This is a genomic window from Rhodococcus sp. D-46, from assembly GCF_011290655.1.
Lineage (GTDB): Bacteria > Actinomycetota > Actinomycetes > Mycobacteriales > Mycobacteriaceae > Rhodococcus_F > Rhodococcus_F qingshengii.
Genome location: NZ_JAANTF010000015.1, coordinates 1 through 25964, shown reverse-complemented (window position 1 = coordinate 25964; position 25964 = coordinate 1). Strand labels below are relative to the sequence as shown.

At 62.9% G+C, this 25964-nt stretch carries 14 protein-coding genes and 1 pseudogene; 5 read left to right on the top strand and 10 right to left on the bottom strand.

Annotated elements, in window-relative coordinates; all coding sequences use genetic code 11:
- Positions 1 to 3: 3 nt before the first annotated feature.
- From G9U53_RS30850 to G9U53_RS30820, 7 genes are all read right to left on the bottom strand, one after another.
- Entirely contained in the window at positions 4 to 555 is a 552-nt protein-coding gene (locus tag G9U53_RS30850) for a hypothetical protein (protein ID WP_007728648.1), read from the bottom strand.
- Positions 556 to 592: 37 nt separating this feature from the next.
- The gene (locus G9U53_RS30845) at positions 593 to 784 is read right to left on the bottom strand and encodes a ferredoxin (RefSeq protein WP_020907945.1); all 192 of its coding nucleotides are present in this window, start codon (positions 782 to 784) and stop codon (positions 593 to 595) included.
- Positions 785 to 786: 2 nt separating this feature from the next.
- Positions 787 to 2181 carry a cytochrome P450 gene (locus G9U53_RS30840; protein WP_054782105.1) on the bottom strand — a complete coding sequence of 465 codons (1395 nt, stop codon included), beginning with the start codon at positions 2179 to 2181 and terminating at the stop codon, positions 787 to 789.
- Complete coding sequence (locus tag G9U53_RS30835; RefSeq protein ID WP_003944110.1) at positions 2178 to 2984, bottom strand: SDR family oxidoreductase; 807 nt, start codon at positions 2982 to 2984, stop codon at positions 2178 to 2180. The genes G9U53_RS30840 and G9U53_RS30835 overlap by 4 nt, the downstream gene beginning before the upstream one ends.
- Entirely contained in the window at positions 2984 to 4189 is a 1206-nt protein-coding gene (locus tag G9U53_RS30830) for a cytochrome P450 (protein ID WP_165639858.1), read from the bottom strand. The genes G9U53_RS30835 and G9U53_RS30830 overlap by 1 nt, the downstream gene beginning before the upstream one ends.
- Positions 4186 to 4752, bottom strand: a complete 567-nt coding sequence (locus tag G9U53_RS30825; RefSeq protein WP_024487471.1) for a TetR/AcrR family transcriptional regulator — start codon at positions 4750 to 4752, stop codon at positions 4186 to 4188. The genes G9U53_RS30830 and G9U53_RS30825 overlap by 4 nt, the downstream gene beginning before the upstream one ends.
- A 136-nt stretch (positions 4753 to 4888) precedes the next feature.
- A complete protein-coding gene (locus G9U53_RS30820) occupies positions 4889 to 5746 on the bottom strand; it encodes a mycofactocin-coupled SDR family oxidoreductase (protein ID WP_047272231.1) in 858 nt (285 codons plus the stop codon).
- A gap of 217 nt (positions 5747 to 5963) precedes the next feature.
- On the opposite strand from G9U53_RS30820, the gene G9U53_RS30815 reads away from it, so the two are divergent.
- The 5 genes from G9U53_RS30815 to G9U53_RS30795 all read left to right on the top strand — a co-directional run bounded on the left by G9U53_RS30815 (position 5964) and on the right by G9U53_RS30795 (position 11171).
- Positions 5964 to 7430, top strand: coding sequence for an aldehyde dehydrogenase (locus G9U53_RS30815; protein WP_007728641.1), 1467 nt, complete (start codon positions 5964 to 5966; stop codon positions 7428 to 7430).
- Positions 7431 to 7477: 47 nt separating this feature from the next.
- Positions 7478 to 8227: an SDR family oxidoreductase gene (locus tag G9U53_RS30810; RefSeq protein ID WP_007728639.1), complete on the top strand. Its 750-nt coding sequence runs from the start codon at positions 7478 to 7480 to the stop codon at positions 8225 to 8227.
- Positions 8224 to 9159, top strand: a complete 936-nt coding sequence (locus G9U53_RS30805) for an NAD(P)-dependent oxidoreductase (protein WP_064112562.1) — start codon at positions 8224 to 8226, stop codon at positions 9157 to 9159. The genes G9U53_RS30810 and G9U53_RS30805 overlap by 4 nt, the downstream gene beginning before the upstream one ends.
- A 14-nt stretch (positions 9160 to 9173) precedes the next feature.
- Positions 9174 to 9617, top strand: coding sequence for a carboxymuconolactone decarboxylase family protein (locus G9U53_RS30800; RefSeq protein ID WP_042450544.1), 444 nt, complete (start codon positions 9174 to 9176; stop codon positions 9615 to 9617).
- Positions 9618 to 9704: 87 nt separating this feature from the next.
- Positions 9705 to 11171, top strand: a complete 1467-nt coding sequence (locus G9U53_RS30795) for an FAD-dependent oxidoreductase (RefSeq protein ID WP_165639857.1) — start codon at positions 9705 to 9707, stop codon at positions 11169 to 11171.
- A gap of 10 nt (positions 11172 to 11181) precedes the next feature.
- On the opposite strand, the gene G9U53_RS30790 is transcribed toward G9U53_RS30795, so the two are convergent.
- The 3 genes and pseudogenes from G9U53_RS30790 to G9U53_RS30780 all read right to left on the bottom strand — a co-directional run.
- Positions 11182 to 12003 (bottom strand): GNAT family N-acetyltransferase, encoded by an 822-nt coding sequence (locus G9U53_RS30790; RefSeq protein WP_003944042.1) that lies wholly within the window; start codon positions 12001 to 12003, stop codon positions 11182 to 11184.
- A gap of 102 nt (positions 12004 to 12105) precedes the next feature.
- Complete coding sequence (locus G9U53_RS30785) at positions 12106 to 13128, bottom strand: alpha/beta hydrolase family protein (RefSeq protein ID WP_003944025.1); 1023 nt, start codon at positions 13126 to 13128, stop codon at positions 12106 to 12108.
- An 86-nt stretch (positions 13129 to 13214) separates the two neighbouring features.
- Positions 13215 to 25844: pseudogene (locus G9U53_RS30780) on the bottom strand (amino acid adenylation domain-containing protein); the annotation flags it as partial.
- Positions 25845 to 25964 lie beyond the last annotated feature (120 nt).

Genomic DNA, 25964 nt, shown 5'->3' with positions numbered 1-25964 from the left:
GACTCACCACAGCGAAACCGGCGCGGTGCCCACCGGATACCAGCCCGGTAGCGGGTCGCCCGAGATCGATCGCTGGATCCGGCCCTGCATCCCCTTCGAGAGAGCGTTGTTGCCGATCATCTCCATGAACAGTGCCGACACGTTCCCGAAGTCGAAGAAGTCACGCTGCCACGACCATTGGAAATCCCCGCCGTAGCGGAACCAACTACCACCGATACCGTAGACGGAGTAGTTGCTACCGTCCTCACGCTTGGCATCGGAAATCTGCTTCCACAAGCCGATCACGTTTCCGCTACGGTCGTCGATCACAAAGTCTTGATACGGATACTCCCAGCCTTCGAGGCCCTTCATCTCGAGACCGAGCGCGACTTCGCGAATCTCCTCGCGCCCCACCGCCATGAAATCCTGCTTGGGGCCGTAGTTCCACCCGTACGTGGCGTCCTCGGTATACATGTCCGCCAACGGTTTCCAATCGCCGGCGGCTTCGGCCTTTTTGTTCGCCTCGATCCAGCGTTGGACCATCTCGTCGAGCTCTGCGCGGTCGAAACCCGTCATCTGAACTTCCTCCCTCGAGCACATGAATTCGCTGCAATCAATCGACAATTCTCAGGGCGCCGGTCGGGCAGTACCTGACCGCCATCTCGGCTTCACCGCGGAGCGACTCGGGTGGGTCCGAGTCCAGAAGACTGACCTTCCCCCGCTTCGGGACGACAAAGATCTCCGGTGCCTCCAGCTCACACGCCGCATGGCCTTGGCACAGGTCGAGGTCGACTTCGACGTGCATGATCACCCCTCACGCCCGGGACGTGTTCGGCGCCGGTACCTCACCGCGCACGGCTGCTGCAACTGGACGACCATCTTGCTGTGGTCGTTTCGGTAGGACTGCGACGGCTGCGCCATCTCGAACTCGAAGTCCCGCAGCAGGATCGAGAAGATCGCTTTGAGCTGCATCTGGGCGAACGCAGCGCCGACGCAGCGATGCCGGCCGGCTCCGAACGGAATCCACGTCCAGCGGTTGACGATGTCCTCTTGATTCGGGTCGATGTACCTCCCGGGATCGAAGGTGTCCGGCCGGGGAAAGTCCTCGGCGATTCGATTGGAGATCGCGGGTGTCGCGGCGACAAGATGGCCCTCTCGGATCTCGAAGCCGCCCACTTCGAAATCTCCACGTGCCACCCGCAACAGGATGATCAACGGCGGATGCAGTCGAAGGGTTTCCTTGACCACAGCCTCGAGAACCGGAATCTGGCGCAGGGCATGAAAACTGATGTCGGCGCCGTCGGAGTACAGATTGTCGAGTTCGTCGACGACGTCCGTCATGGTGTCGGGATGCCGCAACATCTCGATCAACGACCACGCTGCCGTGCCGGAAGTCGTGTGGTGGCCGGCGAACATCATCGAGATGAAGATGCCGGTGATCTCGTCGGCACTGAACCGGAGGTCGCCGTTCTCGTCCTTGACCGAGACCAACACGTCCAACATGTCGCGGTCATCCTTGCCCTGCGGAGGATTCGCGATGCGCCTGTTCATGATGTCCTGTACCAGAGCGACCAACGCCAACCGGGCCTCGTCGCGGCGGCGGAAACTCTCGATCGGCGCGTACGGATCCACGAAAGCCAATGCATCCGTTCCCTGTTCGAGCTCGTGATACAGCTTGGCGAAGCTATCATCCAGTTCGTCGCGGAACTTCTTGCCGATCAGGCACGCCGACGAGGTATAGATGGTCAGCTCGGCGAAGAAGTCGAGCAGATCGATCTCGCCTTCGTCTCCCCACTGCGCGACCATCGCCTCGACTTCGCGGCCGATCGTGGCGGCGTGCCCGCGCATCTGTTCGCCGCGCAGAGCCGAGTTGTGCAGCATCTCTTTACGCCGCTCCGGGCTGGCGTCGAAGACGACGCCTTCACCGAATATCGGCTTCATGAAGGGGTAAGCCGCTTGTTGGTCGAGATCCTCGTCGGTGGAGCGGAAGAAGAACTCGTTTGCCTCGGCTCCGGACAGCAAGATCACTGTGCGGTCGGCAAGTTGAAAGGCGCCGACGTCACCACATTCCTCACGCACCCGGCGCATGAGCGCTATCGGGTCGGTTCGCAGTTCCTCGAGATGCCCGTGCGGGAGATCCCCGCCGGACACCCGCGGCGGCTCGGGCAGTGTTCGCGACGTCTCTTGCACTCCGTGCGTCATGTCGTCTCCTGTGAGTTCGCAGTGGGAAGTTTGTCCAGTGGCGCCTCGGGCTGAACTTCGACGAGCACGATGTGTGCTCCTCGCGGCGCCGACACAACGGCGACGATGGCATTGGCGATGTCCGAGGCGCGCAGAAAGTAACCATGGCGGGCGAACCCCCACTTGCTCCACGATTCCCCGACCGGTCCGATGATCTCCGGCGTCGTGTCCATCCCCATGCCGGTCAGTGTCGGCCCGGGTCGCACGATCGACGCGCGAATGCCTGTTCCCTCGAGCTCCATTCGCATCTGACGCCCCATTGCCTCGAGCCCGGCCTTCGCTGCGTCGTACGCACCCATGAGTGGACGCTGGCGCTCGGCACAATCCGAGCCGATCAGTACGAAGTCACCGCGCTGTCGTTGCCTCATACCGGGGAGAACACGATGCGCCAATCGCTGCGCACCGACGAGGTGAACTTGGATCTGCCGTAGAAACGCCTCAGGATTCATCTCGTCCGCAGCCCCGAATTCGAGGTCTCCGGCACCGGAGACGACGATTTCCGCGGGGCCGTGGACTGCCTCTGCGGCCGAGACGAACCCGTCGACCGAATCACCGTCCGTGACGTCGAGGAAGTGGGCGAACGCTTCACCACCGTTGCTGCGGATCTTCTCGGCGATGGCTTCGCATTCGGCGACTCGACGCGCACCGAGTGCAACCGGATGCCCGAGTTCGGCCAGGGCATACGCGGTGGCTGTGCCGATTCCCGACGACGCACCACTGATCAGTGCCGGCCGGCGAACAGGATTGGGTTCGAAACGAGGCATCAGCGCACCTGCACTTTCACCGGCAGGGCCGCAAAGCCCCGGACATTTGTCGAATGAACACGCTCGATTCCGGACTCGACGACTTCGTAGTCGCTGACCCGACGCCCGAACTCCGCCAGGGCGATCTTGGCTTCGAGCTTGGCAAGGTGGGCACCGAGGCAGAAGTGCACGCCACCACCGAAACTCGCGAGTTTGCCCGACGAACTCCGGCCGATCTCGAAGCTGTCGGCATCGTCGAAGACGTCGGCGTCTCGGTTGGCCGATCCGATCAGGAGCAGGACCTTCTCCCCCGCTGGAATGGTGCGCCCGTGGTATTCGAGGTCGACAACCGAAGTCCGAGCCACGATCTGACTCGACGTGTCGTAGCGAAGAGTCTCTTCCACCCATTCCGAGGCTCGTTCGGGATCGTCGAGGACCGGTGCGATCTGCTCCCGGTGGTGCGAACCCCAGTACAGAGCGTTTCCGAGAAGCTTGGTCGTGGTCTCGTTTCCGGCCACGACCATCAGAAACATGAATCCGAGGATCTCCTGGTCCGAAAGCTTGTCTCCGTCGATCTCGGCGTCGAGCAAGGCCGAGGTCAGATCGTCCGTCCGCGATCGGCGACGCTGCGCGATCATCTCCTTGTAGTAGCCCATCAAACTGATCGAAGCTTCCACCGCAGGTTGCGGCACGTCGAGAACACCCGCCTCTCGATGCACCACCAGATCCGCCTTGCGCCGCAGTTCGGCTCGGTCGGGTTCGGGGACACCCATGAGTTCGGAGATGACGTCCATCGGCAGCTTTCCCGCCACCTCCGTAATCCAGTCGAACTCCCCCGCGCCCAGCGCGGGTATCAGATGTTGCTTCGTCAGTTCGAGTATCCGGCCGTCGAGCTCCGCAACACGCCGCGGTGTGAATCCGCGAGAAACCAACTGGCGCAACCGCATATGGCGGGGATCATCCATAGCGAGAAACGACATCACATAATGCGCGTGTGGACCGTATGCAGCGGGGTCGAGTGATACTCCGTTTGCGCTCGACAGACGCTTGTTGTCCTTGAATCCGTCGACCACGTCCGCATATCGGGACAATGCCCAAAAGCCCACGTCCGGATTGTGATACAGGGGTGATTCTTCGCGCAGACGCTTGTACGTCGGATACGGATCGTCGTGAAAGTGGTAGTCGTACGGATTGAAGACCACCGGATCGATCAAAGCTTCTGTCATGATTTCTCCAGGATCAGTAGAGCTGAGGCCTCGAGGCGTCCAGCGATTTGCGCGTAGGTTCCGTAGCCGATCCCTGCCCGCAGAAGCGCCCCGGCATAAAGCATTTCGAGCGCTTCCAACACTTCGGGTTCGCCATTCGGATCCAACGCCGAGGCGAGTCGTTGATGGATCTCGAGCCCGATCCGGCCGCGAAGATGTTCCACTTCAGGGTCGGATCCGAGCAGTGCATTGGTCACGGCGGCCGATACCTCCGGTTCGTCCGCGAGAAGCAGCGCGATATTTCGAAGTACAGACAGCACGTGCGCGGTGCGATCCAACCCTGAGCCATCAGGCGCCGACGAGTTCTGAAGTCTTCGCCAGAAAACCTCTGCGACGAGATGCTCCTTGGACGCGAAATACGTGTAGGCGGTCGCAGTTCCTACGCCCGCTTCGGCCGCAACCGAACGGACAGTCAGTCCGGAAAACTCTTGTTTGCGTAGAACTTTCACTGTTGCTTCGGCAAGCCTGGCCACAGTTTCCGCCTGTTTGCCCGTGAGGCGCCTGCGAGTGGATTCGTAGACAATCGATCCCCCGCCACTTGAATCGCCCCGTTTGCTGGACACGTGTCTGGACGTTACTACAGCGCCCTGTCCAGGGCAACGAAATGGGGAAACTTGGAAAATTCACCACGAACAGGCAGCAGCGACGCGAAAAGTTCTACTACAGACCGATCTTCATCCCGGCACCAGCGTCCACGCGCAGTTGCTGGCCGGTGACGAATCGCGACTCGTCCGAGGACAGGTACACGACTGCATGCGAGATGTCCGCGGGTTCGACCCACGGGATCGGCATCGCCTGCATGAACGGGAACGTCACAGCCGCATCCTCGGCGGTCGGATTCTCGAGGTCGGGACGGAACGTCCGGTACATCGGCATGCTCTGCAACATGTCGGTGTTCACATTGGTCGGATGAATCGCGTTGACGCGAATGGAACTCGGCCCGAGGGTCAGCGCCAACGAACTGGTGTAGGCCTGAATCAGCTTCTTGGCCAGGCCGTATCCGTCGCCACCCGGACCCTGGAGCGCCTGTTGCCCGTTGAATCCGGTCTGCGGCACCAGACCGGCAACAGAGCCGATCGCGATGATCGAACCCCCTTCGCCGAGGTATTCCATCGACGCGTGCACTGTATTGACGACACCGAGAAAGTTCACATCGAAGGCGTCGACGAAACCGGCGGTCGACACGTGTTTGCCCAGCGGACAGATACCGGCGTTCGCCACGACGACATGCAATCCGCCCAACTGCCCTACCGCCTCGGCAAGTGCTGTTTCGAGTCCGGCGCGATCACGGACGTCGACACGCGCCGTCACCACCTGCTGCCCGGCCTCCTTTACCAGGCGAGCGGTTTCCTCCAGATCGGCTGGACTGGCGAGCGGGTATTCGTTGCTGGCGATGTCTGCGCACAGATCGAAGGCGATGATGTGCGCGCCCTCCTGCGCGAGACGGACGGCGTGACTGCGCCCCTGACCTCGAGCAGCGCCGGTCACCAACACCACTTTTCCGTCAACTCTGTTCATTTCGACCTCTCTCCTGTGGATGTGAAGACGTGGTTGTGAATGTGCGGTGAACCGTAGCGGCGCCGCACCGGACACGAGGCGCTTTTCGTCGAAGCAGATCCGAGACCCTCTCGAGACCGCTGGGCTCTCGAAATCTCTTATGCCCCAGAAACCATTGCCTCAACCACAAGTGTGAACTAGAGTCCAGACACATGTCCAGAAAGAGAGGGTTTGCGCTATGACGCTTCGACCCGCAGACAGTTCTGCACTTCTCGTCGACGGAAAACTGGTTCCCGGATCCGGCGGGACCTTCGAAGTTTTCAACCCGGCGACCGAGGAACTGATCGGCCGTGCGGCCGAAGGCACCGCCGCGGACATGGACGCGGCCATCGCCGCTGCGCGCCGTGCGTTCGACGACACCGAATGGGCACGCGATCACGGGTTTCGCGCTCGCTGCCTGCGCCAACTGTGCGATGCACTCCAGTCCCACATCGAGGAGTTGCGTGAGATCACCGTCGCCGAGGTCGGCGCACCGGTCATGCTGACGAGCGGTCCGCAACTCGAAGGCCCGATCGAAGATCTTCGCTACTGGGCCGATCTGATCGAAACCTATTCGTGGGAACAAGATCTCGGGCACGCGTCACCCATGGGGATTCCGACCCATCGCCGACTGCTCAAGGAAGCCGTCGGCGTCGTCGGCGCAATCACACCGTGGAACTTTCCGCACCAGATCAATTTCGCCAAGCTCGGTCCCGCCCTCGCAGCCGGCAACACCATCGTTCTCAAACCCGCGCCGGACACGCCTTGGTGCGCCGCGCTGGTCGCCAAGGTGATTGCAGAAGAAACCGAGATCCCGGCCGGCGTAGTCAACGTCGTGACGTCGACGGATCACTCCCTAGGCGCGCAGCTGTGCAGCGATCCGCGCGTCGATCTCGTGTCCTTCACCGGTTCCACCGCCACCGGACGCACAGTGATGGCCACGGCCGCGCAAACTCTCAAGAAGGTCTTCCTCGAACTCGGGGGTAAGTCCGCATTCATCGTCCTCGACGATGCGGACATCAAAGGTGCATGCTCGGTTGCCGCGTTCTCCGTCTGCGTTCATGCCGGTCAGGGATGCGCGCTCAGTACCAGACTTCTGGTGCCGCGCGCTCGGTACGACGATGCTCTGGCCGCGGCATCTGCCGCGATGGCGGGTATCCGAGCCGGCGACCCCAGCGCGCGCGGAACGGTGTGTGGCCCGGTCATCTCGGCGCGCCAGCGCGCCAGGGTGGAGAGCTACCTCACCCTCGCGGTCGAAGAGGGCGGCACGATCGTGACGGGTGGGGGCCGTCCCGACGATCGCGAGAGGGGTTTCTTCGTCGAACCCACTCTCATTGCCGGGCTGGACAACTCGTCTCGCGTAGCGCAGGAGGAGATTTTCGGGCCCGTCCTCGTGATCCTTCCGTACGACAACGACGACGACGCTATCCGGATTGCCAACGATTCCCCCTACGGCCTGTCCGGGTCGGTGTGGGGCACCGATCCCGATCGCGTCGCGCACGTCGTTGCCGGTGTCAGAACCGGAACGCTGAGCGTCAACGGCGGCGTCTGGTATTCGGCCGACGCACCGTTCGGCGGCTACAAACAATCCGGGATCGGCCGCGAAATGGGCCTCGCGGGTTTCGAGGAATACCTCGAAACCAAGCTCGTCGCTTCACCTTCCTGACATTCCACACCCTCACCACAGGATCATCACCACGAAAGTAGGTCGACATGGGACGTTTCGACGGTCGCACCGCGATAGTCACCGGAGCAGCGCAGGGTATCGGAGAGGCGTATGCCCGCGCTCTGGCCGCGGAGGGGGCCAACGTGGTCGTGGCGGACCTCAATCGCGAACTCGGTGAAGCTGTCGCCAAGCAGATCACGGCAGACGGTGGAAGTGCCGTGTTCAAGGACGTCGACGTCGCCGACGGGGAGTCGACTGCGGCACTTGCCGACTTCACGATCGAGCAGTTCGGCAGCATCGAGCATCTGGTGAACAACGCTGCCATCTACGGCGGAATGAAGATCGATTCCCTGTTGACGGTGGACTGGGACTACTACCGAAAGTTCATGAGCGTCAACATGGACGGCGCACTGCACGTGTGCCGGGCGGTCGTACCTCATATGCGAGCGAAGGGCGGTTCGATCGTCAACCAGTCCTCCACAGCAGCCTGGCTGTACTCGAACTACTACGGACTCGCGAAAGCCGGTGTCAACAGCCTGACACAACAACTCGCGACCGAACTCGGCTGGTCGAACATCCGGATCAACGCCATCGCTCCCGGTCCCATCGACACGGAGGCGACTCGAACCGTCACCCCCGGCAACATCGTCAAGGACATGGTGAAGCGAATCCCGTTGCAGCGCATGGGAACGCCGGAGGATCTCGTCGGCATGTGCCTGTTCCTTCTCTCCGACGACGCAGGCTGGGTGACCGGGCAGATCTTCAACGTCGACGGAGGCCAGGTGTACCGGTCATGACGCAATCGGCGCCGAAAGCCAGCGCTTCGAAAACCAGACTGGGATACATCGGCCTAGGCAACATGGGCGCGCCGATGGCGCAGCGCCTCCTGGACTGGCCGGGCGGACTGGTGGTGTGTGATGCCCGCGCAGAAGCGCTCGAACCGTTCACCACTGCGGGCGCGAGCGCAGCATCGAAGCCCGCCGACGTTGCAGCGCAGGCGAGCATCATCTCCGTCACGGTGCTCGACGACGCGCAGGTACGCGAGGTTGTGTGCGGGCCGCACGGGATTCTGTCGACCGCACAGCCAGGCACTGTCGTCGCGATTCACTCCACTATCTCGGACACCACGGCGGTGGAACTCGCTGACATCTGTCAACAGCGTGGTGTTCTGCTGGTCGACGCGCCGATCAGTGGCGGTGCCGGCGGCGCAGCGCAGGGCAGGCTGGCAGTGATGATCGGCGGCTCCGACGAGGCGTTCGAAGCCGTCCGCGAGCCCTTCGGATCCTGGGCCGAGCTGGTGGTTCACGCCGGTGACGTCGGCGCGGGAACGCGAATGAAGCTCGCACGCAACCTTCTTCACTTCGTCTCGTTCACCGCCACGACCGAGGCCGCGCGACTCGCCGAAGCAGCAGGACTCGATCTCCGCACGCTCGGAAAGGTCGTCAGGCACACCGATGCGATCACCGGTGGCGCGGGCGCGATCATGCTCCGCGACACCACCGCACCGGTCTCGGAGGACGACCCGTGGTTCTCGATACTGCGGCATGTGCGCAATCTCGGGGAGAAGGACTTGGCCTTGGCCATCGACCTCGGTGATCGGCTGAATCTCGACCTGCCGCTCGCGCACCTTGCGCTCGCCGGACTCGGTGCCGGTCTGGGCGTCGGGAATGACAGCGAAGACAGGCCGGCCGAACCTTCGACGGCATCTACTACTCGGGAGCACGCATGACCGACACCACTCACATGACCGATGCCGGTGGAACCGACGAAAGCCGCATCTCCGAGGCCCGTGCTCGTGGCGTCGCGAAGATGAACGAGGTGTACGGCTGGGAGCTTCCCGCCGACGTTCCCGGCGACTTCTTCGCGGTCACCGCCGACCACCTCTTTGCCGACATCTGGACGCGACCGGGACTGTCGGTACGTGATCGACGACTACTCCTGATCGGTGCCATCACCGCCCAGGGGCAGAACGATGTGGCGAAGATCCAGATCAACGCTGCTCTCCACAACGAGGAGTTGACCGAGCAGCAGTTCGAAGAGGCCGCAATCTTCCTGTGCCACTACGTCGGCTGGCCGCTGGCCACCGGGCTCAACAATGCGCTGATCGCCGTGAAGGCCGACAGACGTAAAGCCGCGCGCGCCAAGGAGAAGGCCGCGGCCGATTCCGCGAAAACGGACACCGACTGACTTTCGGTCGAGATACTGCCATCAGGGCATCCATCACACCCACCGATTCCCCCACCAACCGACCAGAAGAACGAAGGATCCGAATCCATGGCCGAGGCCAGCTCAATCCGTCCGCAGTCCTCCGCAAACATCGAGCAGTGGCACTTCGAGGCTGACGTCGTCGTCGCCGGCTACGGCATTGCCGGAGTGAGTGCTTCGATCGAGGCCGCGCGAGCGGGCGCCGACGTGTTGGTGCTCGAGCGCACGAGCGGCTGGGGCGGCGCTGCGGCGCTGGCAGGCGGATTCATCTATCTGGGCGGCGGGACCCCGCTGCAGCAGGCACTCGGGTTCGAGGACTCCCCCGCCAACATGAAATCGTTCATGATGGCCGCACTCGGTCCCGGCGCCGACGAGGAGAAGATCACCGACTACTGCGAAGGCAGCGTCGACCACTACAACTGGCTCGTCGACAACGGTGTGCCGTTCAAGGAGAGTTTCTACGGCCAACCCGGCTGGGAAACACCCTTCGACGACGGACTCATGTATTCCGGCGGCGAGAACTCGGCACCGTTCAACACGATCGCGACACCGGCCCCTCGCGGGCACGTTCCACAGATGAGCGGCAAGCGCACCGGGGAGAAGGGCGGTGGTTTCATGTTGATGAAGCCACTGATCGAGACAGCCGAAAGCCTCGGCGTACGAGCAGAATACGACATGCGAGTCCAGCGCCTGGTCGTCGACGGAGATCGAGTGGTCGGCATCATCGCCAAGCAGTACGGCAAGGAAGTGGCAGTTCGAGCACGCACGGGTGTCGTTCTGGCGACGGGAAGCTTCGCCTACAACGAAGCGATGATCCAGTCGTACGCCCCACGGCTGATCGGGCGCCCCGGTGCGGCTATCGAAGAGCACGACGGAAAGTCCATCCAGATGGCGCAGGCTCTCGGGGCCGACCTCGCGCACATGGACGCCACCGAGGTCGCATTCTTCGGCGACCCCCAGTTGATGATCCGCGGCATTCTCGTCAACGGACGCGGCCAGCGCTACGTCAACGAGGACACGTACCCGGGAAGAATCGGCCAGGAGACGCTGCTGCGCAACGAGAATCAGGCCTACCTGATCATCGACGAAGCTTCCTACGAAGAGGGCTGCGCCGCCGACAGTTCCACCCCGTTCTTCAGATACCAGCCCAAGTGGGTGGCAGAGACCGTCGAGGAACTCGAATCCGACATGGGCCTGCCGGAAGGCGCCCTTCAATCGACCGTGGAGGTCTACAACCGCCACGCCGCCCGTGGTGAAGACCCGGTACTCGGTAAGAAGAAGGAGTGGGTCAAGCCGATCGGCTCACCCGTCGCTGCGCTCGATCTTCGCAATTTCACCGCCGGTTTCACGCTCGGCGGTCTGCGCACGTCGATCAACTCGGAGGTCATGCACGTCTCCGGCGAACCGATCCCGGGTCTGTTTGCCGCTGGACGATGCACCGCCGGTGTCTGCGCTGGAGGGTATGCCTCCGGAACGTCCCTCGGAGACGGCAGCTTCTACGGGCGACGCGCGGGAATCAGCGCTGCCAAGGGCTGAGCGTCTCTTCTCAGATGTCAGCGTCCTCGCTGCGACGTTCGAGGAACAACGTGTCACGCCACCGCCCACCCAGTTGAGCGATACGCGACCGAGTGCCGACGACTCGGAATCCGACGGCCTGGTGCAAGGCGACGCTTGCCCGGTTCTCCGGGAAAATCGACGACTGCACTGTCCAGATCTCACTGGCGTCGGCGGCTTGCACCTGTCGGCGAAGCAGCAGCTTGCCCACGCCGCGCCCGCGAGCGCCGCTACCGATGTAGATGGAGTTCTCGGCGACCCCGCGGTAGCAATCACGCGAGGACACCGGGCTGAGGCTCGCCCAGCCTTCGACGCGGCCGTCGATCTCGGCCACCCATCGATGATCGGGTAACCATTGCGCGTCGAGCTTCTCGGCGGATGGCACCGAGGTGGTGAACGTCGCGGTTCCGGTGTCGATTCCTTCGCGGTAGATCGAGCGGACGGCATCCCAGTCGCCGGATTCCATGCGGCGCACCACCACGTCATCGGGAAGAACTCCCAGTGTGTCTTCGACCGGACCACGAGCAGCCACGACGGCGGCCGCTGCCATCAGATCGGAGTATGCCGTTCCGGCAACACTGACAACCGAAGTGCCTTCACGCACCGAAGCCTCGACAAAACCGACCTCGATCAAGGCCTCGAGGTGGGCACTCAACGCCGACGGCTCGAGTGATGCGGCGTGTGCAATCGTGTCGACGTCGATCGGACCGCCGGCAGCAAGTCGGAGCACTCGCAGCCGCGTCGGATCACCCAGGCACGCAAACCTGCGCGCAAGTACGTCGGTGTCGAGGGGAGCGAGTGTTTCTGAACTCATGAGGCGACTATAACGCCGCTGACCTGCAGTTCGGTCGGCTAGGTTCGGCAAGAGTGTCCCGGAGTGAGAAACAACTCAGCCACCGACCCCAGGGTTCGCCGGCTAACGCGCACCGATCGACGCGGCAATCATCGACCACGAGTTGTGAAGATCGTCCTGCCAGTAACCCCAAGAGTGAGTGCCAGTTGCCCGGAAATCATAGGTGGCCGGGATGCCCAAGGAGTCGAGCCGCTCGGCCAAACGCTGGGTGCACTGGTTCGTCCCGGCCTCGATGACTCCACCCACGATCACCTGGTTCGCCAGAACGCCGAGGTCGCCGTTGACCATCGGTCCGCCCAGATTCTCGTGTGGGCCGGGCAGGCCCGATCCATTGCTGATGTAGAGGTCGACCCCCCGCAATCTCTCGGCGTTGACCACAGGATCGTTGGCTACCCAGCCCGGACCGCCGGGAGGACCCCACATGTTGTCCACGTTGCCGCCGCGGAATCCGACCACGAATCTCACGTAGTCCTGACCGGGTTGAGTACTCGTCTCGGCACACCCGCTGAAAGCACCGACGGCACGGTAAACGGATGGCGCCGCCTCGGCCAGGCTCAGAACCGAGGTACCTGCCATCGACAATCCGGCAACGGCATTCGTACCCGTAGTCCCGAGCGTGGCATCGACGATCGGTGGCAACTCCTGGGTGAGAAATGTGGTCCACTTGTTCAGTCCGAGAACAGGATCGGGCTTCTCCCAGTCGGTGTAGTAGCTGTAGGCACCGCCGATCGGGTTGACGACGTTGACGTTCTTGTCGCCGAAGAAGTCGACGACGTCTGTCCGTGTCTGCCACGTCGCCGTGTCCTCGCCTCCGCCGGCGCCATTGAGTAGATAGAGGGTCGGCCGGGGCGCACTTGTGTCTGCCGGCCGAATCACCTCGAGCGGAATCACCTTGTCCATCGCAGCCGAGTAGACGTACATAGTCAGCTGACGGGCGTTGATCTCCTCGACGTGATCGAGAGCTGAACCGCCTGAAGGGGATGTCGGGGCCGGGTCAGCCGAGGCCAACGCTGCTTCGCCGAACAGTCCCGTCCACGCGACGAGGGCGACGACAAGCATTGCCCGAGTACGTCCGATTCTTCTCATTGCCGCTCCTCGTGCTCGATTGCGGTGCCCGGCAACAGCTCGGTGGCGCTCGCTTCGCGGGCGTGCGGCTTGGTGGCTTGAAGTTGTCATGCCCGTTCGGAGTATCCGGAAAACATCGAGAGCACCCGGGCGAGCACCGGTCCGATGACCGCCATGGCCGGAGGTTCGATCATCTCGTTGTGTTCGCAGCGCACGGGCACCTCCACGATCCGGCCCGTCACGAGTGGGCTCCATTCCTGCGGCGACCTGTCGCGCGGAATCGTGTCGTCGTCTCCGGATGCCAGGAAGATCAGCAGATCTCCTTCGTAGACCTGGGGAACGAACTGGTGCGTGATTCTCTGCGAAGTCTCGTACCCTCGGGCAATCCGTTCGAGGTCCCGACCGTCGACTCCCGTCTCGGGCCCGAGCCTCCGGGCCAACACGGCCGCCGCCTCGTCGAAGGTCAGATCTCGGTCGGTCTCGATCTCGAGGCCGAGTCCTCGCAGTAGATCTCGGACGTCGAGTTCGGCTGACGCAGGGGCATCGCCGTTGTCGGGGTAGCTGTCCATCATCGCCAGTGTGGCGACGTCGCGGCCGGACGATTGCAGTTCGACGGCCATGGCGTGCGCGATGACTCCGCCAAGGGACCACCCGAGTAAGTCGTACGGCCCGTCCGGCGAAACGGCCTCCACCTCTTCGACGTAGCGATGGGCTAACTGTTCGATCGACTGATAGTCACCGTCCTCGCTGAGAGCGGGGAGCTGAAGTCCGTACACGGGTCTGTCCTCGGGCAGATACCGCACCAAGCCGGCATACCCCCAGGACAGGCCGATACCGGGGTGCACACAGAACAGCGGTCGCCCAGTCCCTTTCGTCCGCAGTGGAACAACCACGGCGAGAAGCTCTTCCATACCGGCGTCGGCTGTCGGCATGTCGAGGCGTCGAGCGATTCCAGCGGGTGTCGGGTCGAGGAACATCCACTGAAGCGGGATTCTCCGTCGGAAACGAGAGTGCAGTGCGCTGACGATTCGGGTGGCCACCAGGGAGGACCCGCCCAGGTCGAAGAAGCTGTCGGTAGTGCTCACCCGGTCGACACCCAGAACCTCGACGAACGAGTCGACCACGGCGCGCTCGGTGTCGGTGACCGGCTCGCGGAACTCGGCTGCAGCCGAACCGAATTCGGGTTCCGGTAAGGCCTTTCGGTCGAGCTTGCCCACCGGTGTCATCGGAATCCGATCGAGAAGCACCACTGCCGACGGAACCATGTGCGAGGGTAGTCGGTCGGCTGCGTACGCCCGTATCTCGTCGGTGCCGGTGGCGTCGGCAGCTGACGCACGCACGTACGACACCAGGACCGTTTCACCCGACGGTCCCGTGTGGCCGACAGTCGCGGCGAAGTCCACCGACGGATGGCGTGAGAGAACTGCATCGATTTCCCCGAGTTCGATCCGAAAACCACGGACCTTGACCTGAAAGTCGCTGCGCCCGATGTATTCGAGCGTGTGTTGCACTCCATCGCCGGAGCCAACGATTTTGGCACTGTCACCGCCGGATTCACGCCAACGCACGACATCTCCGGTGCGGTACATCCGGCGCCCCGGCGACCCGTACGAGCACGCGACAAATCGTTCCGACGTGAGCGACGCCCGATTATGGTACCCACGTGCCATACCTGGACCGATGATGTACAACTCCCCCGGCACGCCCACCGGGACGGGCTGCAAACGCTCGTCCAGCACCAGGAAGCCGAAGCCCACTGCCGGCGAGCCGATATTCACTCCCGCACCGGGTTTCATCGAATCGCTGACGCTCGCCTGCACGGTGGTTTCAGTCGGGCCGTAGCCGTTGTGCAGCCTCCGACCCGGCGCCCATTGCGCGACGACCTCCGGCGGGCAGGCCTCGCCCACCAGATCGAGAACACGGAGCGCCTCGAAACCGTTGTCACCCAACGCCGCCAGCGCGGTCGGTGTAATGGTGGCATGAGTGACCTGCTCGCGCCGGAAAACATCGGCCAATTCGGCGCCACCGTACACAGCAGGCGGAACGATCACGACTTGCGCCGAGGCGCTGAATGCCATCGTCAACTCGAAGATGGAAGCGTCGAAACTCGGCGATGCCAACTGAGAGACATGAGAGTCGTGAGTGACCTCGAACCTCTCACGAGTTTCGGCCGTGAAGCTCGCCAAACCTCGATGAGTAATGTTCACTCCCTTGGGTTTCCCGGTAGATCCCGAGGTGTAGATCAGGTAGGCCGGATGATCGAGGTTCAGTTCACCGGTTCGATCGTCATCGGTGATCGGTTCCGGCGACAGCGCGGCTACCCGCCGGGCGAAGTGTGGGTCGTCGAGTTCCAGCCAGGGAACAACGTCGGGTAGGTGAGTTCGGCTGGTCTGAACAGTCAAACCGAGCGAGGCTCGGCAATCGGCGAGCATGTATTCGACGCGCTCGCGCGGATAGGCCGGATCGACAGGCACAAAAGCCGCTCCGGCTTTGGTCACCGACCAGATCGCCACCACCGATTCGATCGAGCGAGGCATTCCCAGTGCCACGAAGGTCTCCGGGCCCACACCGCGACCGCACAACTCCCGGGCAACACGATTCGACCACTCGTCCAGGTCGCGATAACTGAGCTGCCGGTTCTCGAGCGACAGGGCCACCGAGTCAGGATCGATCGCCACGGCGTCCGCCAACAACTCAGGCCACAATTTCGGAGGTACTTCGGGGAGCCCATGCGCCGGCGTCAACTCGCGACGTTCGAGATCGCCGAGTAGGTCGATGCCACCGATCGGTACCTGCGGATTCCGGGTCACGGCCTCGAGCACACGAACGAACATGTCGGCAAAACCGCCGACCGTACCGGGGTCGAAGAGATCAGTGGCAAAGTCGACGGCTCCGCTCATCCCTCCCGGTTCACCGCGATCGTCGTACTCCTCGGCCAGAAGGAATTCCAGGTCTACCTTCACTACCTCGAGTTCAGGGTCGATCCCGCGGACTTCCAGTCCCGGTAGCTTCAGAATCGGTCGTTTGTTGTTCTGGAATTCCAGCGACACCGAGGAAATCGGTGCATAAGCGCTCGACCGTTTCGGCCCGACCGCGTCCACTACCCGCTCGAAGGGCACGTCGGAATGAGCGAACGCGGCGAGGTCGACTTCGCGGCAATGCTCAACCAACTCGCGGAACGATCGAGCCGGATCCACCTGTGTGCGCAGTGCGAGCGTGCCGACGAACATGCCGACCAGATCATCGAGGGGACGATCTCCCCGGCCGGCGATCGGCGTGCCGATCACGATGTCGTCGGTGCTGCCCAAACGTGCCAGCAAGAGCGCGAGCGCTGCATGCACAGTCATGAATGCAGTGGACTCGTGCTGCCGCGACACGTTCAGAATACGGCGGTGAAGATCACTGCTGATCGAGAAGTGAATCCGCGAGCCGTGAAAACTCTGTTGCGTCGGCCGGTCTCGATCGAGCGGAAGTTCCAAGAGGTCGGGAGCACCTGACAATGCACGTCGCCAGTAAGCCAACTGCTCACTGATCACCGACCCGGGGTCGTCGACTGAGCCCAGAATCTCCCGTTGCCAGAGCGCAAAGTCGGCGTACTGGACTGGAAGCGGCGTCCACTGGGGATCCCCGCCGTACGCGTGGGCCTCGTATGCAATCATCACGTCTCGGGTCAACGGAGACATCGAGAAGCCGTCAGCCGAGATGTGGTGCACCACTACGGCAAGCACGTGTTCGCGCTCATCGATGGTGAACAACGCTGCCCGCAGGGGAATTCGTGCGGCGACGTCGAAACCGGCCGAGACCATCCGGGCAAGCTCGTCACGGAGATGATGTTCGTCGGTCACCGATGTCTCGGTCAGTTGCGGCAGCTCGGCGCTCTCGGTGGGCAGGATGTGCTGGACCGGTCCGTCACCGTGGACCGGGAACATCGTTCGCAGCGATTCGTGGCGGGCGATGACATCGGACATCGCTGATCTCAAGGCCGGTTTGTCGAGTTCACCGCTCAACCGCACCACGAGCGGAATGTTGTATGCAGGAGAACTGGTGTCGAGTTGATTGACGAACCACATCCGCTGCTGAGCAAACGACAAGGGGATGTTGTCGGGTCGGGGGCGCGGTCCCAGTCGCTCCGCCCCTTCGGCAACCGACTGGCCGATCACCGTAGCCAACTCGGCCACCGTCGGCGTCTCGAACAGATCCCGCACGCCTACGGTAGCTCCGAGCACCGCCCGTAGCCTCGCCGCGACCGAAGTGGCGCTCAGAGAATTTCCACCGAGCTCGAAGAAACTGATGTCGGTACCGACTCGTTCGAGGCCGAGCACCTCGCCGAACACGTCCGACACTGCCTGTTCGACCGGGCCGACCGGGGGACGGAAATCCCCTGTGGTCGTCTCGATTTCGGGTCTTGGCAACGCCGAACGGTCGACTTTTCCGACAGCGGTCAACGGAATATTCTCCAGCACCGTGAGAACGGCAGGCACCATGTGCGAAGGCAAGCGCCGGGCCACGGCGCGACTCAGGATCCTGGTGTCCAGTCGACCCGCCGTGGGCACGACGTACGACACGAGTCGGGTGTCTCCGGTGGGGGCGGAATCGGCAACCGTAACGGCAAAACCGACGTTGGGCTCCGACATGAGCACACTGTCGATCTCACCGAGTTCGACACGGAAGCCTCGAACCTTGACCTGGAAGTCGCTTCGCCCGACGTACTCGACACACATGTCCGCCGTCCATCGCACGATGTCGCCGGTGCGGTACATCCGCGTTCCTGGGTCAGCCGGGTTGGCAACAAAGCGTTCCGCCGTCAACCCCGCCCTTCGGTGATATCCCCGTGCCACGCCTGGTCCGGCCAGGTACAGCTCGCCGGGGACCCCGACGGGAACCGCTTGAAGTCGAGTGTCGAGCACCAGTTCGCTGACGCCCGTGACGGGTCCACCGATGGTGATTGGTTCTCCGGCGGTCATCGGCGGGCTGACGTTGGACATGATCGTTGCTTCGGTCGGTCCGTACGCGTTGTACAGGCGGCGGCCAGGTGCCCAGCGAGCGACGAGGTCGGGCGGGCACGCCTCGCCCCCGAATACGACTTCCGAAAGTTGTTCCAGCCCAGCCGGGTCCACCGATGCCAATGCCGCCGTGGTGACGAACGCGTGCGTGACGGCGTGCTCTGCCAGAAGTTGCGCCAGGTCCTCGCCCCCGTAGATCCCGGGTGGAGCGATAACCATCGTCGCCCCGGCTCCGAAAGCCTGCAGATATTCGAAGAGCGACCCGTCGAAACTCGGAGTGGAGAAGTGCAGCGTGCGTGATTGTGGAGTTGCGCCGTAGCGTTCGAGCTGGTCTCGGGCGAAGTTGCCGAGCCCTCGCTGCGTGACCACGACGCCCTTGGGCACGCCGGTCGACCCCGAGGTGTAGACCACGTAGGCAGCTGAATCCAACCCGATCGGACGGAGTCGGTCGTTGTCGGTCAACGGGCTCCCCGAGAATCCCTCGCACTTCTTCGTGAAATGCGGATCGTCGATAATCAGCCACTCCGCGATATCGGGCAATCGATCTCGGCCCGCGGTGGTGGTCAATCCGAAGCTGACCTTCGAATCGATCAGCATGTGATTGATCCGCTCGTCCGGATAGTCGGGATCGATCGGCACGAACGCAGCGCCTGTCTTGGCGACGGCAAGTATCGACACCACGGACGCGAGAGAACGTGGGATACCGACCGCTACATAGTCCTCGGTTCCCAGGCCGTGCGAGACGAGCATGCGAGCAATGCGATTGGAGAGGATGTCCAGCTCGCCGTAGGTCATGCTGCCGTCCGCCGATTCCACGGCCGGTGCGTTCGGATCACGCTGGGCTGCCTCGTCGAAGATCTCTGGGAAGACGCGCGACGACCCGCCGGCCGTGCCACGGACTGGCACCAATTCAGCATGTTCGGAGACTGCGAGCACCGACACCACAGCCAAGGGGCGATCCGGCTGGGTACACGCTTCGAGTACGCGCCGCAGTCGTCCGGCGATCTCTTCGATGTCGGCGGCACCGAAAACCTCGGGTATGTACTCGAATTTCAGGCGGAGCCTGGTGTCGACCGATGCTACGAGGCTGAGCGGGTAGTGGGCAGCGTCCTTGGCTTCGACATCGGTGATCCGGACCCCCGCAATATCGGCATCGGACGAAAGCCCCTGACGGTCAACGGGATACGATTCGAAGACAGTCAACGTGTCGAATCCGATCTCCGGCCCCGCGCCTACGTGGATCTCGGAAAGCCCGAGACAGTGGTGATCCGACAGCTCTGCTTGCTCGGCCTGGATCCGCGCGAGGAGTGTGCCGATACTTTCACTCGGGCGCAGCGTGATTCGGACCGGAATTGTGTTGATGAACAGCCCGACCATGGTTTCGATCCCGGTCAGCTCGGGAGGTCGACCCGACACCGTCGCTCCGAACACCACATCGTCTCTCCCGGTCAGTGCAGCAAGGACGATCCCCCACGATGCCTGAACAATCGTGTTGATCGTCAGCCCGAGTTCACGCGCCATCCCGCGAAGTGAGGTTGTGAATTCCTCGTCCAGATCGAACACCCACTCGGCCGCCATGGTCGAGAGTCGACGCGATCGAACCGCTGGAGCCAACAGCGTCGGTCCTTCGACTCCGCTCAGCGTCCTCGCCCACACTGCTCGGGAAGCTTCCTGATCGCGGCGGCTCATCCAGGTCAGATAGTCGCGATACGCGCGCGCGTGAGGCAAGGCCGCCACTTGACCGTCGGCGGCATAGAGCGTCGCCAATTCCCGGATCAGCAGGGGCATGGACCAGCCGTCCAGAAGGATGTGATGATTGGTGAGCACGAGCGTGAACTTTTCGGGGGCGAGAGCGATCAGGGTGAATCGGATCAACGGCGCCCGTGCCATGTCGAACGGGCGCGCTCGGTCCTCGGCCAGCGCTCGATCAATTTCCTGATCTGGTGCACCAGTGAGGTCGATTTCCTGACACGGCGCTGCCACGTTGCTTCGGACCACCTGGACGGCACGGCCGTCGGCGCTGTGAAGGAAGGCGGTACGCAGGTTCTCATGCCGGCCGAGCAGCGCGTCGGCGGCGCGGCGCAGGCGCTCCGAATCGACTGCGCCGGCTAGATCGAGAGCCACTTGTACGAGGTATGCGTCGACAGATCGTTCGGCCAATTCGGCGTGGAACAACAACCCCGCTTGCAGTGGAGAGAGTGGCCAGACATCGCTCAGGTCGGGACACCGACTTTCGAGGTCGTCGATCGCCTCCTGTCTAAGATCGACCAGATCGAAGTCCGAGGGTGTGAATCCACCGCCGCCCGCCGCGAACTCTGCGAGCCCGGCCAGTGCGTCGAGCCACCACTGCCCCAGTTGCTGAACGTCGTCCGCACCCAGAATGTCCGGTGGGAACGTCCAGCCGGCAACGAGCTGCGGACCGTCCTCGGTATCGCTGTCGACCGTCATCACGTTGACCTCGAGGACGCTGGCGAGTGGAAGATCGACGGCCGCAACCGTCCGCAGGTCCTCGTCACGGATCGGTACCCATCCCGCTGTAGCGTCGGCCTCGGATCCACCGACGCGTCCGAGGTAGTTGAAACTGATCTGGGGCTCCGGAAGTTGCGAAAGTGTTGGTGCCGTTTCGCGGTTCAGATAGCGCAGCAACCCGAAGCCGATGCCGCGGTCCGGCACCGCCCGGAGTTGTTCCTTGACGGCCTTGGCAGCGACGCCCGCAGCCGGGCCGCCGGCGAAGGCGTCGCTCGGATCCACTCTGCTCAGATCGATCCGCACCGGGAAGATCGACGTGAACCATCCCACCGTGCGAGCGAGATCTGCCCCGGGAACCACCTGTTCCTCGCGTCCGTGCCCCTCGAGACTGATCAATGTCTCCGGATTGTCGATGCCGCGGTCCATGCGCCAGCGGACCATCGCAAGTGCCAAAGCCGTCAACAATCCGTCCTCGACGCTCCCGTGAATCGCCTGCGGAACTGTCGTCGACACGGCCTCGGTCAATCCCGTGGGAACTCGTACTTCGATGTCAATGGTGGCCGAGGCGGTGTCCCTCTTCGTCAGGGCGCGCACACCCAGAGTCGGATCCGGGCCCTCGAGCACCTCTCGCCAATAGTCGATTTCAGCGACCCGATCCGGCTCGCGCGCGGCGTCGACGAGGCCATGTGCCCATCGACGCATCGAGGTTCCGACCGGAGCAAGTGACGGGTCGACGCCTGTCTGCATCTGCGCACAGGCAAGTGCAAGATCGGGGATCAGGATTCGCCAGGAAACGCCGTCCGTCACGAGGTGGTGCGCCACGATTAGCAACTGTTTCCGGCTCTGCCGGTCCTTTTGAATCTGTCCGTCGGTGTCGAGCAGGACTGCCTGCACCATCACACCTGCCTCCGGGTCGAGCCGCCCCAGAGCTGCGTCGAGTTCTGTCGAGACCGTCTCCGCGGCAGAACCCCCGAGGCTCACGTGGCGTACGACGGTCTCCGCCCGCACCGTACCTACAGGCGCAACGTCCATCCGCCGAGCGGATTCAGGATGATGCGTCGCCCGGATGCCTGCGCGGAGGATGTCGTGGTGGTCCAGCACAGCCTGCATGGCCAGTGTCAGCGTGACCTCGTCGAGCGTGGCAGGAACCGAGAGCAGAACAGATTGGGAGTACCGGCGAAAATCTCCACCACGGTCAAGCATCCATTCGACGATCGGCGTCAATTCGATCTCACCGACGCCGCCGCCAGGTAATTCGTCGACGACGACCCGGTTGCCAGCCGTTCCGGCCGTCTCGGACAGCGCCGCAACAGTTTTGCGTTCGAACACCTCGCGCGGTGTGATCAGAACTCCGGCAGACTTGGCGCGCGTCACCAACTGGATGGACATGATCGAGTCACCGCCTAGAGTGAAGAACGAATCGTCGACCCCCACCTCTTCGAGTCCCAGAACTTCGGCGAACAGACTCGCAAGGATGTTTTCCGTCGCGGACGCGGGGCCACGACTTACGGTTGCCTGTCGCCCGAAGTCAGGTTCAGGCAATGCATTCCGGTCGAGCTTTCCGTTCACCGTCAGCGGCAAACCCTCGAGAACCGTCACGACAGCGGGGACCATGTGGGGCGCCAACCTCTGTGAGACATACTCGAGCAACGCCGCCGGAGAGATAGTGGCACCGGACTCCGGCACCACGTAGCCCACCAACCGGTCTCTGCGGGCTACCACCGCCGACTGAGACACGCCCACTCCGGAGAGCAGTGCAGCCTCCACCTCGCCGAGTTCGATTCGGTACCCCTTCACCTGCACCTGCAGATCGTTTCGTCCGAGGTACTCCAGCTGCCCGCTGTCGTTCCAGCGCCCCAGGTCACCGGATCGATACATACGCGCACCACTGACCGCGAGGTCGGGAATGAACCGCGCGGACGTCAGACCGAACCGGCCGAGGTATCCGCGTGAAACCTGATCACCGGAGACATACAGTTCACCCACCACACCGGGCGGCACCGGGTGCAACCGCTGATCCAACACATACACACGCAATCCGGGTAACGCCCGACCAATCACCGAGGCCGATCGTTGACGCACCAGCACACGATCGAGCGGTAAATGGCTGACGTGCACAGTGGTCTCCGTGATGCCGTACATGTTGACCAGATCTGGTGACGAAGTCCCGCGACGGGCGTACCAGCGCGTCAACTGTCCGAAGTCGAGCGCTTCTCCGCCGAAGATCACGTAGCGCAATGACAGGGCCGCACCCCCGGTAAGCCGGTCGGCTTCCGCCAATTGATAGAAGGCGGTGGGAGTTTGATTGAGCACCGTGACACGTTCGTGCCGTAGCAATTCGAGGAATGCCTCTGGTGAACGGGCCGTGAAGTAGTCGACCAGTACCAGTCGGCCACCGTGTGCGAGTGCGCCCCACATTTCCCAGACCGAGAAGTCGAATGCCTCCGAATGGAACATCGTCCACACATCGCCGCTGTCGAAGCCGAAGAGCGCTCTGGTGTTTGCCAGCAACGTCACTACGCTGCGGTGAGAAACCTGCACCCCCTTCGGGCGCCCGGTGGACCCCGAGGTGTAGATCACGTAGGCCACCGATTCGGGTCGGAGCGGTAGCAGCCGATCTCGGTCGGTCACCGCAAGCGGAGAAAACCTGTGCAGCGCATCGAGAATCACCGGGTCGTCTACCGCAATCACTGGAATCTCGCTGTCTGCGATTTCGTCACTGTCTCGTATGTAGTCGCCGTCGGCCCGGGTGGTCAACACACACTTCGGCCGGGCGTCACGCAGCACGAAGTCCACCCGGTTTACCGGAGAAGTCGAGTCCACCGGTACGTATCCGCCACCCGCCTTCACCACCGCCAGCAATGCCACCATCAGGTCGATCGAGCGGGCCATCGCGACTGCCACCAAGGTTTCCGGCCCCACCCCCTGCGCCACCAACAGTCTAGCGAGGCGGTTTGCTCGCTCGTCGAGTTCGCGGTAGGTAACCGACAATCCGCCGCAGCGCACCGCCACGGCATCACCGGACGTCAGCGCCGTGCGATCGAAGAGATCCGACAACGAATCCTCGTCTGTTCCGGCGCCAGAGGGCGTGGGCGCAACCAGCAACCCGCTGAGTTCGCCGGCCAGAATCATGTCGATATCACCGACGACCACCGACTGGTTCTCGGTCACGGCGCCGATCACTCTTTCGAAGCGCGCCGCGATGCGCGCCACCGACATTCGATCGAAAATATCTGTTGCATAACGGAAACCGGCGCTGATACCAGCGGGCTCACCGTGCTCGTCGACGTGCTCCATCACACTCAGTTGCAGATCGAATTTCGCAACCGCGAGATCGACGTCGAGCGAGCGAACCGTCAGTTCCGGCAAGTCGAAGCGCAGTCCCGTATCGGTCTGGAATTCGAGGAGTACCTGAAACAGAGGTGAATGCTCGGTGGAACGGTCGGGCGAGAGGTAATCCACCAACCTCTCGAAGGGGATGTCTGCATGGTCCAGAGCACCGAGATCCGTTGACCGCACCGCGGCCAACACCTCGGCAAAGGTTGCTCCGGATGAGACAGGTGTGCGAAGGACGAGCGTGTTGACGAACATCCCGACCACATCGTCGAACACCGATGCACCGCGACCTGCGACCGGAGTCCCGATCACTACGTCGTCCGCTGTAGTGAGCCGTGCCAGCAATACCGCCAGAGCCGCATGCATCACCATGAACAGAGACGAACCGTTCTGGTGTGCGAGTTCGTTCAAAGCTCGATGGATCTCGGGCGAGAAGTCCATCGAAACCACCGCGCCCTCGGCAGACCGTTTCGAGGTTCGTGGTCTATCGAGAGGGAGCGGCAAGACGTCCGGAATACCCGACAGCTTCGCTGTCCAATAATCGAATTCGGCCGAGGGCGAAGTTTCCGGACCAACGTCTGCGTCGACGATCTCACGCTGCCAGAGGGTGTAGTCGGCGTACTGAATCGACAGCGGCGCCCAGTCCGGGCTCCGACCTTGCGTGCGCGCGGTATATGCACTCATCAGGTCGCGTGCCAGTGGTCCCATCGAGAAGCCGTCTGCGGCGATGTGGTGAACAACGATCGCGAGTACATGCTGCTCCGGTCCGGTTCGGAGTAACCTCACATGCAGCGGGAACTCTTCGGACACATCGAATCCGATGTCGAAGAACGCGTGCAAGTCCGTGAAAAGCCCCTCGCCGGGAATCGGCACGGGGTGGATTCGAGGAGCAGCGACCGCGGGTTCGGCGATCACCTGGTAGGGCCCGTCTGCGGACGCAGGAAAGATCGTTCGAAGGGATTCGTGCCGTTCCACCACATCACCCAGCGCGGCTTGGAGCGCACCCGAATCCAGGAACCCGTCCAGTTGTAGTGGGACGGGGATGTTGTAGAGCGGAGACGACGTGTCGAACTGGTTGACGAACCACATCCGCGATTGCGCGAACGACAGCGGAATACGTTCTGGCCGTGCCCTACTCGTGAGGGGCACACGAGTAGCTTCCGCGGGTCCAGGCTCGCCCGGCGCGGAGTCGATTGGATCTATCGAGGCCGCCAGGTCCGCGACCACGGGGGCGTCGAACAGTGCATTGACCCCCATATTGGTGTGCAATGCGGCGTTGATGCGGGCGATGACTCGAGTGGCGCTGAGGGAATCCCCGCCGAGTTCGAAGAAACTGTCGTCGGCACCCACCTGGTCGAGACCGAGAACGTCGGCAACAGCACGGGCGATTCCGATTTCGGCAGGAGTGGCGGGAGTCCGAAATGCAGCGCTCGCAAAATCAGTGTCCGGGAGGGCTTTACGGTCCAACTTCCCATGCACCGTCACCGGAAACTCCCCCAACACCACCACCACCGACGGCACCATGAACCCCGGAAGAGACCTCCGCACCCCCTCCAACACCACCACCTCATCGACCACCACCCCCACCTCACCCACCACAAACCCCACCAAAAAATCCCCACCCACACCCGACCGCAACACCACCACCGCACCAGCCACCCCCACCTGAGCAGCCAACACCGCCTCCACCTCACCCAACTCCACCCGCTGCCCCCGCACCTTCACCTGAAAATCCTTGCGCCCCACAAACTCCAACACCCCACCACACCCCCACCGCACCACATCACCCGTCCGATACACCCGAGCACCCACCACACCCGACACCGGATCCGCCACAAACCGACCCACCGTCAAATCCACACGACCCTCATACCCCCGAGCCACCTGCACCCCACCCACATACAACTCCCCCACCACACCCACCGGAACTCGCCCTCACCGTTCGACTCAACACCTCTGCCGCCGACCTACGCCGCGGGGTAGTGCGCTTGCACCCCGAAGCGTTGGCGGCGTTGGGCATCCGCGAATGGGATGCCATCGCACTCATGG

What these genes read in the sequence shown, in the direction of transcription:
- G9U53_RS30790 (WP_003944042.1), bottom strand. Translation starts at nt 12,003, where the DNA reads ATGAGTTCAGAAACACTCGCTCCCCTCGACACCGACGTACTTGCGCGC.
- G9U53_RS30815 (WP_007728641.1), top strand. Translation starts at nt 5,964, where the DNA reads ATGACGCTTCGACCCGCAGACAGTTCTGCACTTCTCGTCGACGGAAAA.
- G9U53_RS30840 (WP_054782105.1), bottom strand. Translation starts at nt 2,181, where the DNA reads ATGACGCACGGAGTGCAAGAGACGTCGCGAACACTGCCCGAGCCGCCG.
- G9U53_RS30785 (WP_003944025.1), bottom strand. Translation starts at nt 13,128, where the DNA reads ATGAGAAGAATCGGACGTACTCGGGCAATGCTTGTCGTCGCCCTCGTC.
- G9U53_RS30795 (WP_165639857.1), top strand. Translation starts at nt 9,705, where the DNA reads ATGGCCGAGGCCAGCTCAATCCGTCCGCAGTCCTCCGCAAACATCGAG.
- G9U53_RS30800 (WP_042450544.1), top strand. Translation starts at nt 9,174, where the DNA reads ATGACCGATGCCGGTGGAACCGACGAAAGCCGCATCTCCGAGGCCCGT.
- G9U53_RS30805 (WP_064112562.1), top strand. Translation starts at nt 8,224, where the DNA reads ATGACGCAATCGGCGCCGAAAGCCAGCGCTTCGAAAACCAGACTGGGA.
- G9U53_RS30830 (WP_165639858.1), bottom strand. Translation starts at nt 4,189, where the DNA reads ATGACAGAAGCTTTGATCGATCCGGTGGTCTTCAATCCGTACGACTAC.
- G9U53_RS30845 (WP_020907945.1), bottom strand. Translation starts at nt 784, where the DNA reads ATGCACGTCGAAGTCGACCTCGACCTGTGCCAAGGCCATGCGGCGTGT.
- G9U53_RS30850 (WP_007728648.1), bottom strand. Translation starts at nt 555, where the DNA reads ATGACGGGTTTCGACCGCGCAGAGCTCGACGAGATGGTCCAACGCTGG.
- G9U53_RS30820 (WP_047272231.1), bottom strand. Translation starts at nt 5,746, where the DNA reads ATGAACAGAGTTGACGGAAAAGTGGTGTTGGTGACCGGCGCTGCTCGA.
- G9U53_RS30835 (WP_003944110.1), bottom strand. Translation starts at nt 2,984, where the DNA reads ATGCCTCGTTTCGAACCCAATCCTGTTCGCCGGCCGGCACTGATCAGT.
- G9U53_RS30810 (WP_007728639.1), top strand. Translation starts at nt 7,478, where the DNA reads ATGGGACGTTTCGACGGTCGCACCGCGATAGTCACCGGAGCAGCGCAG.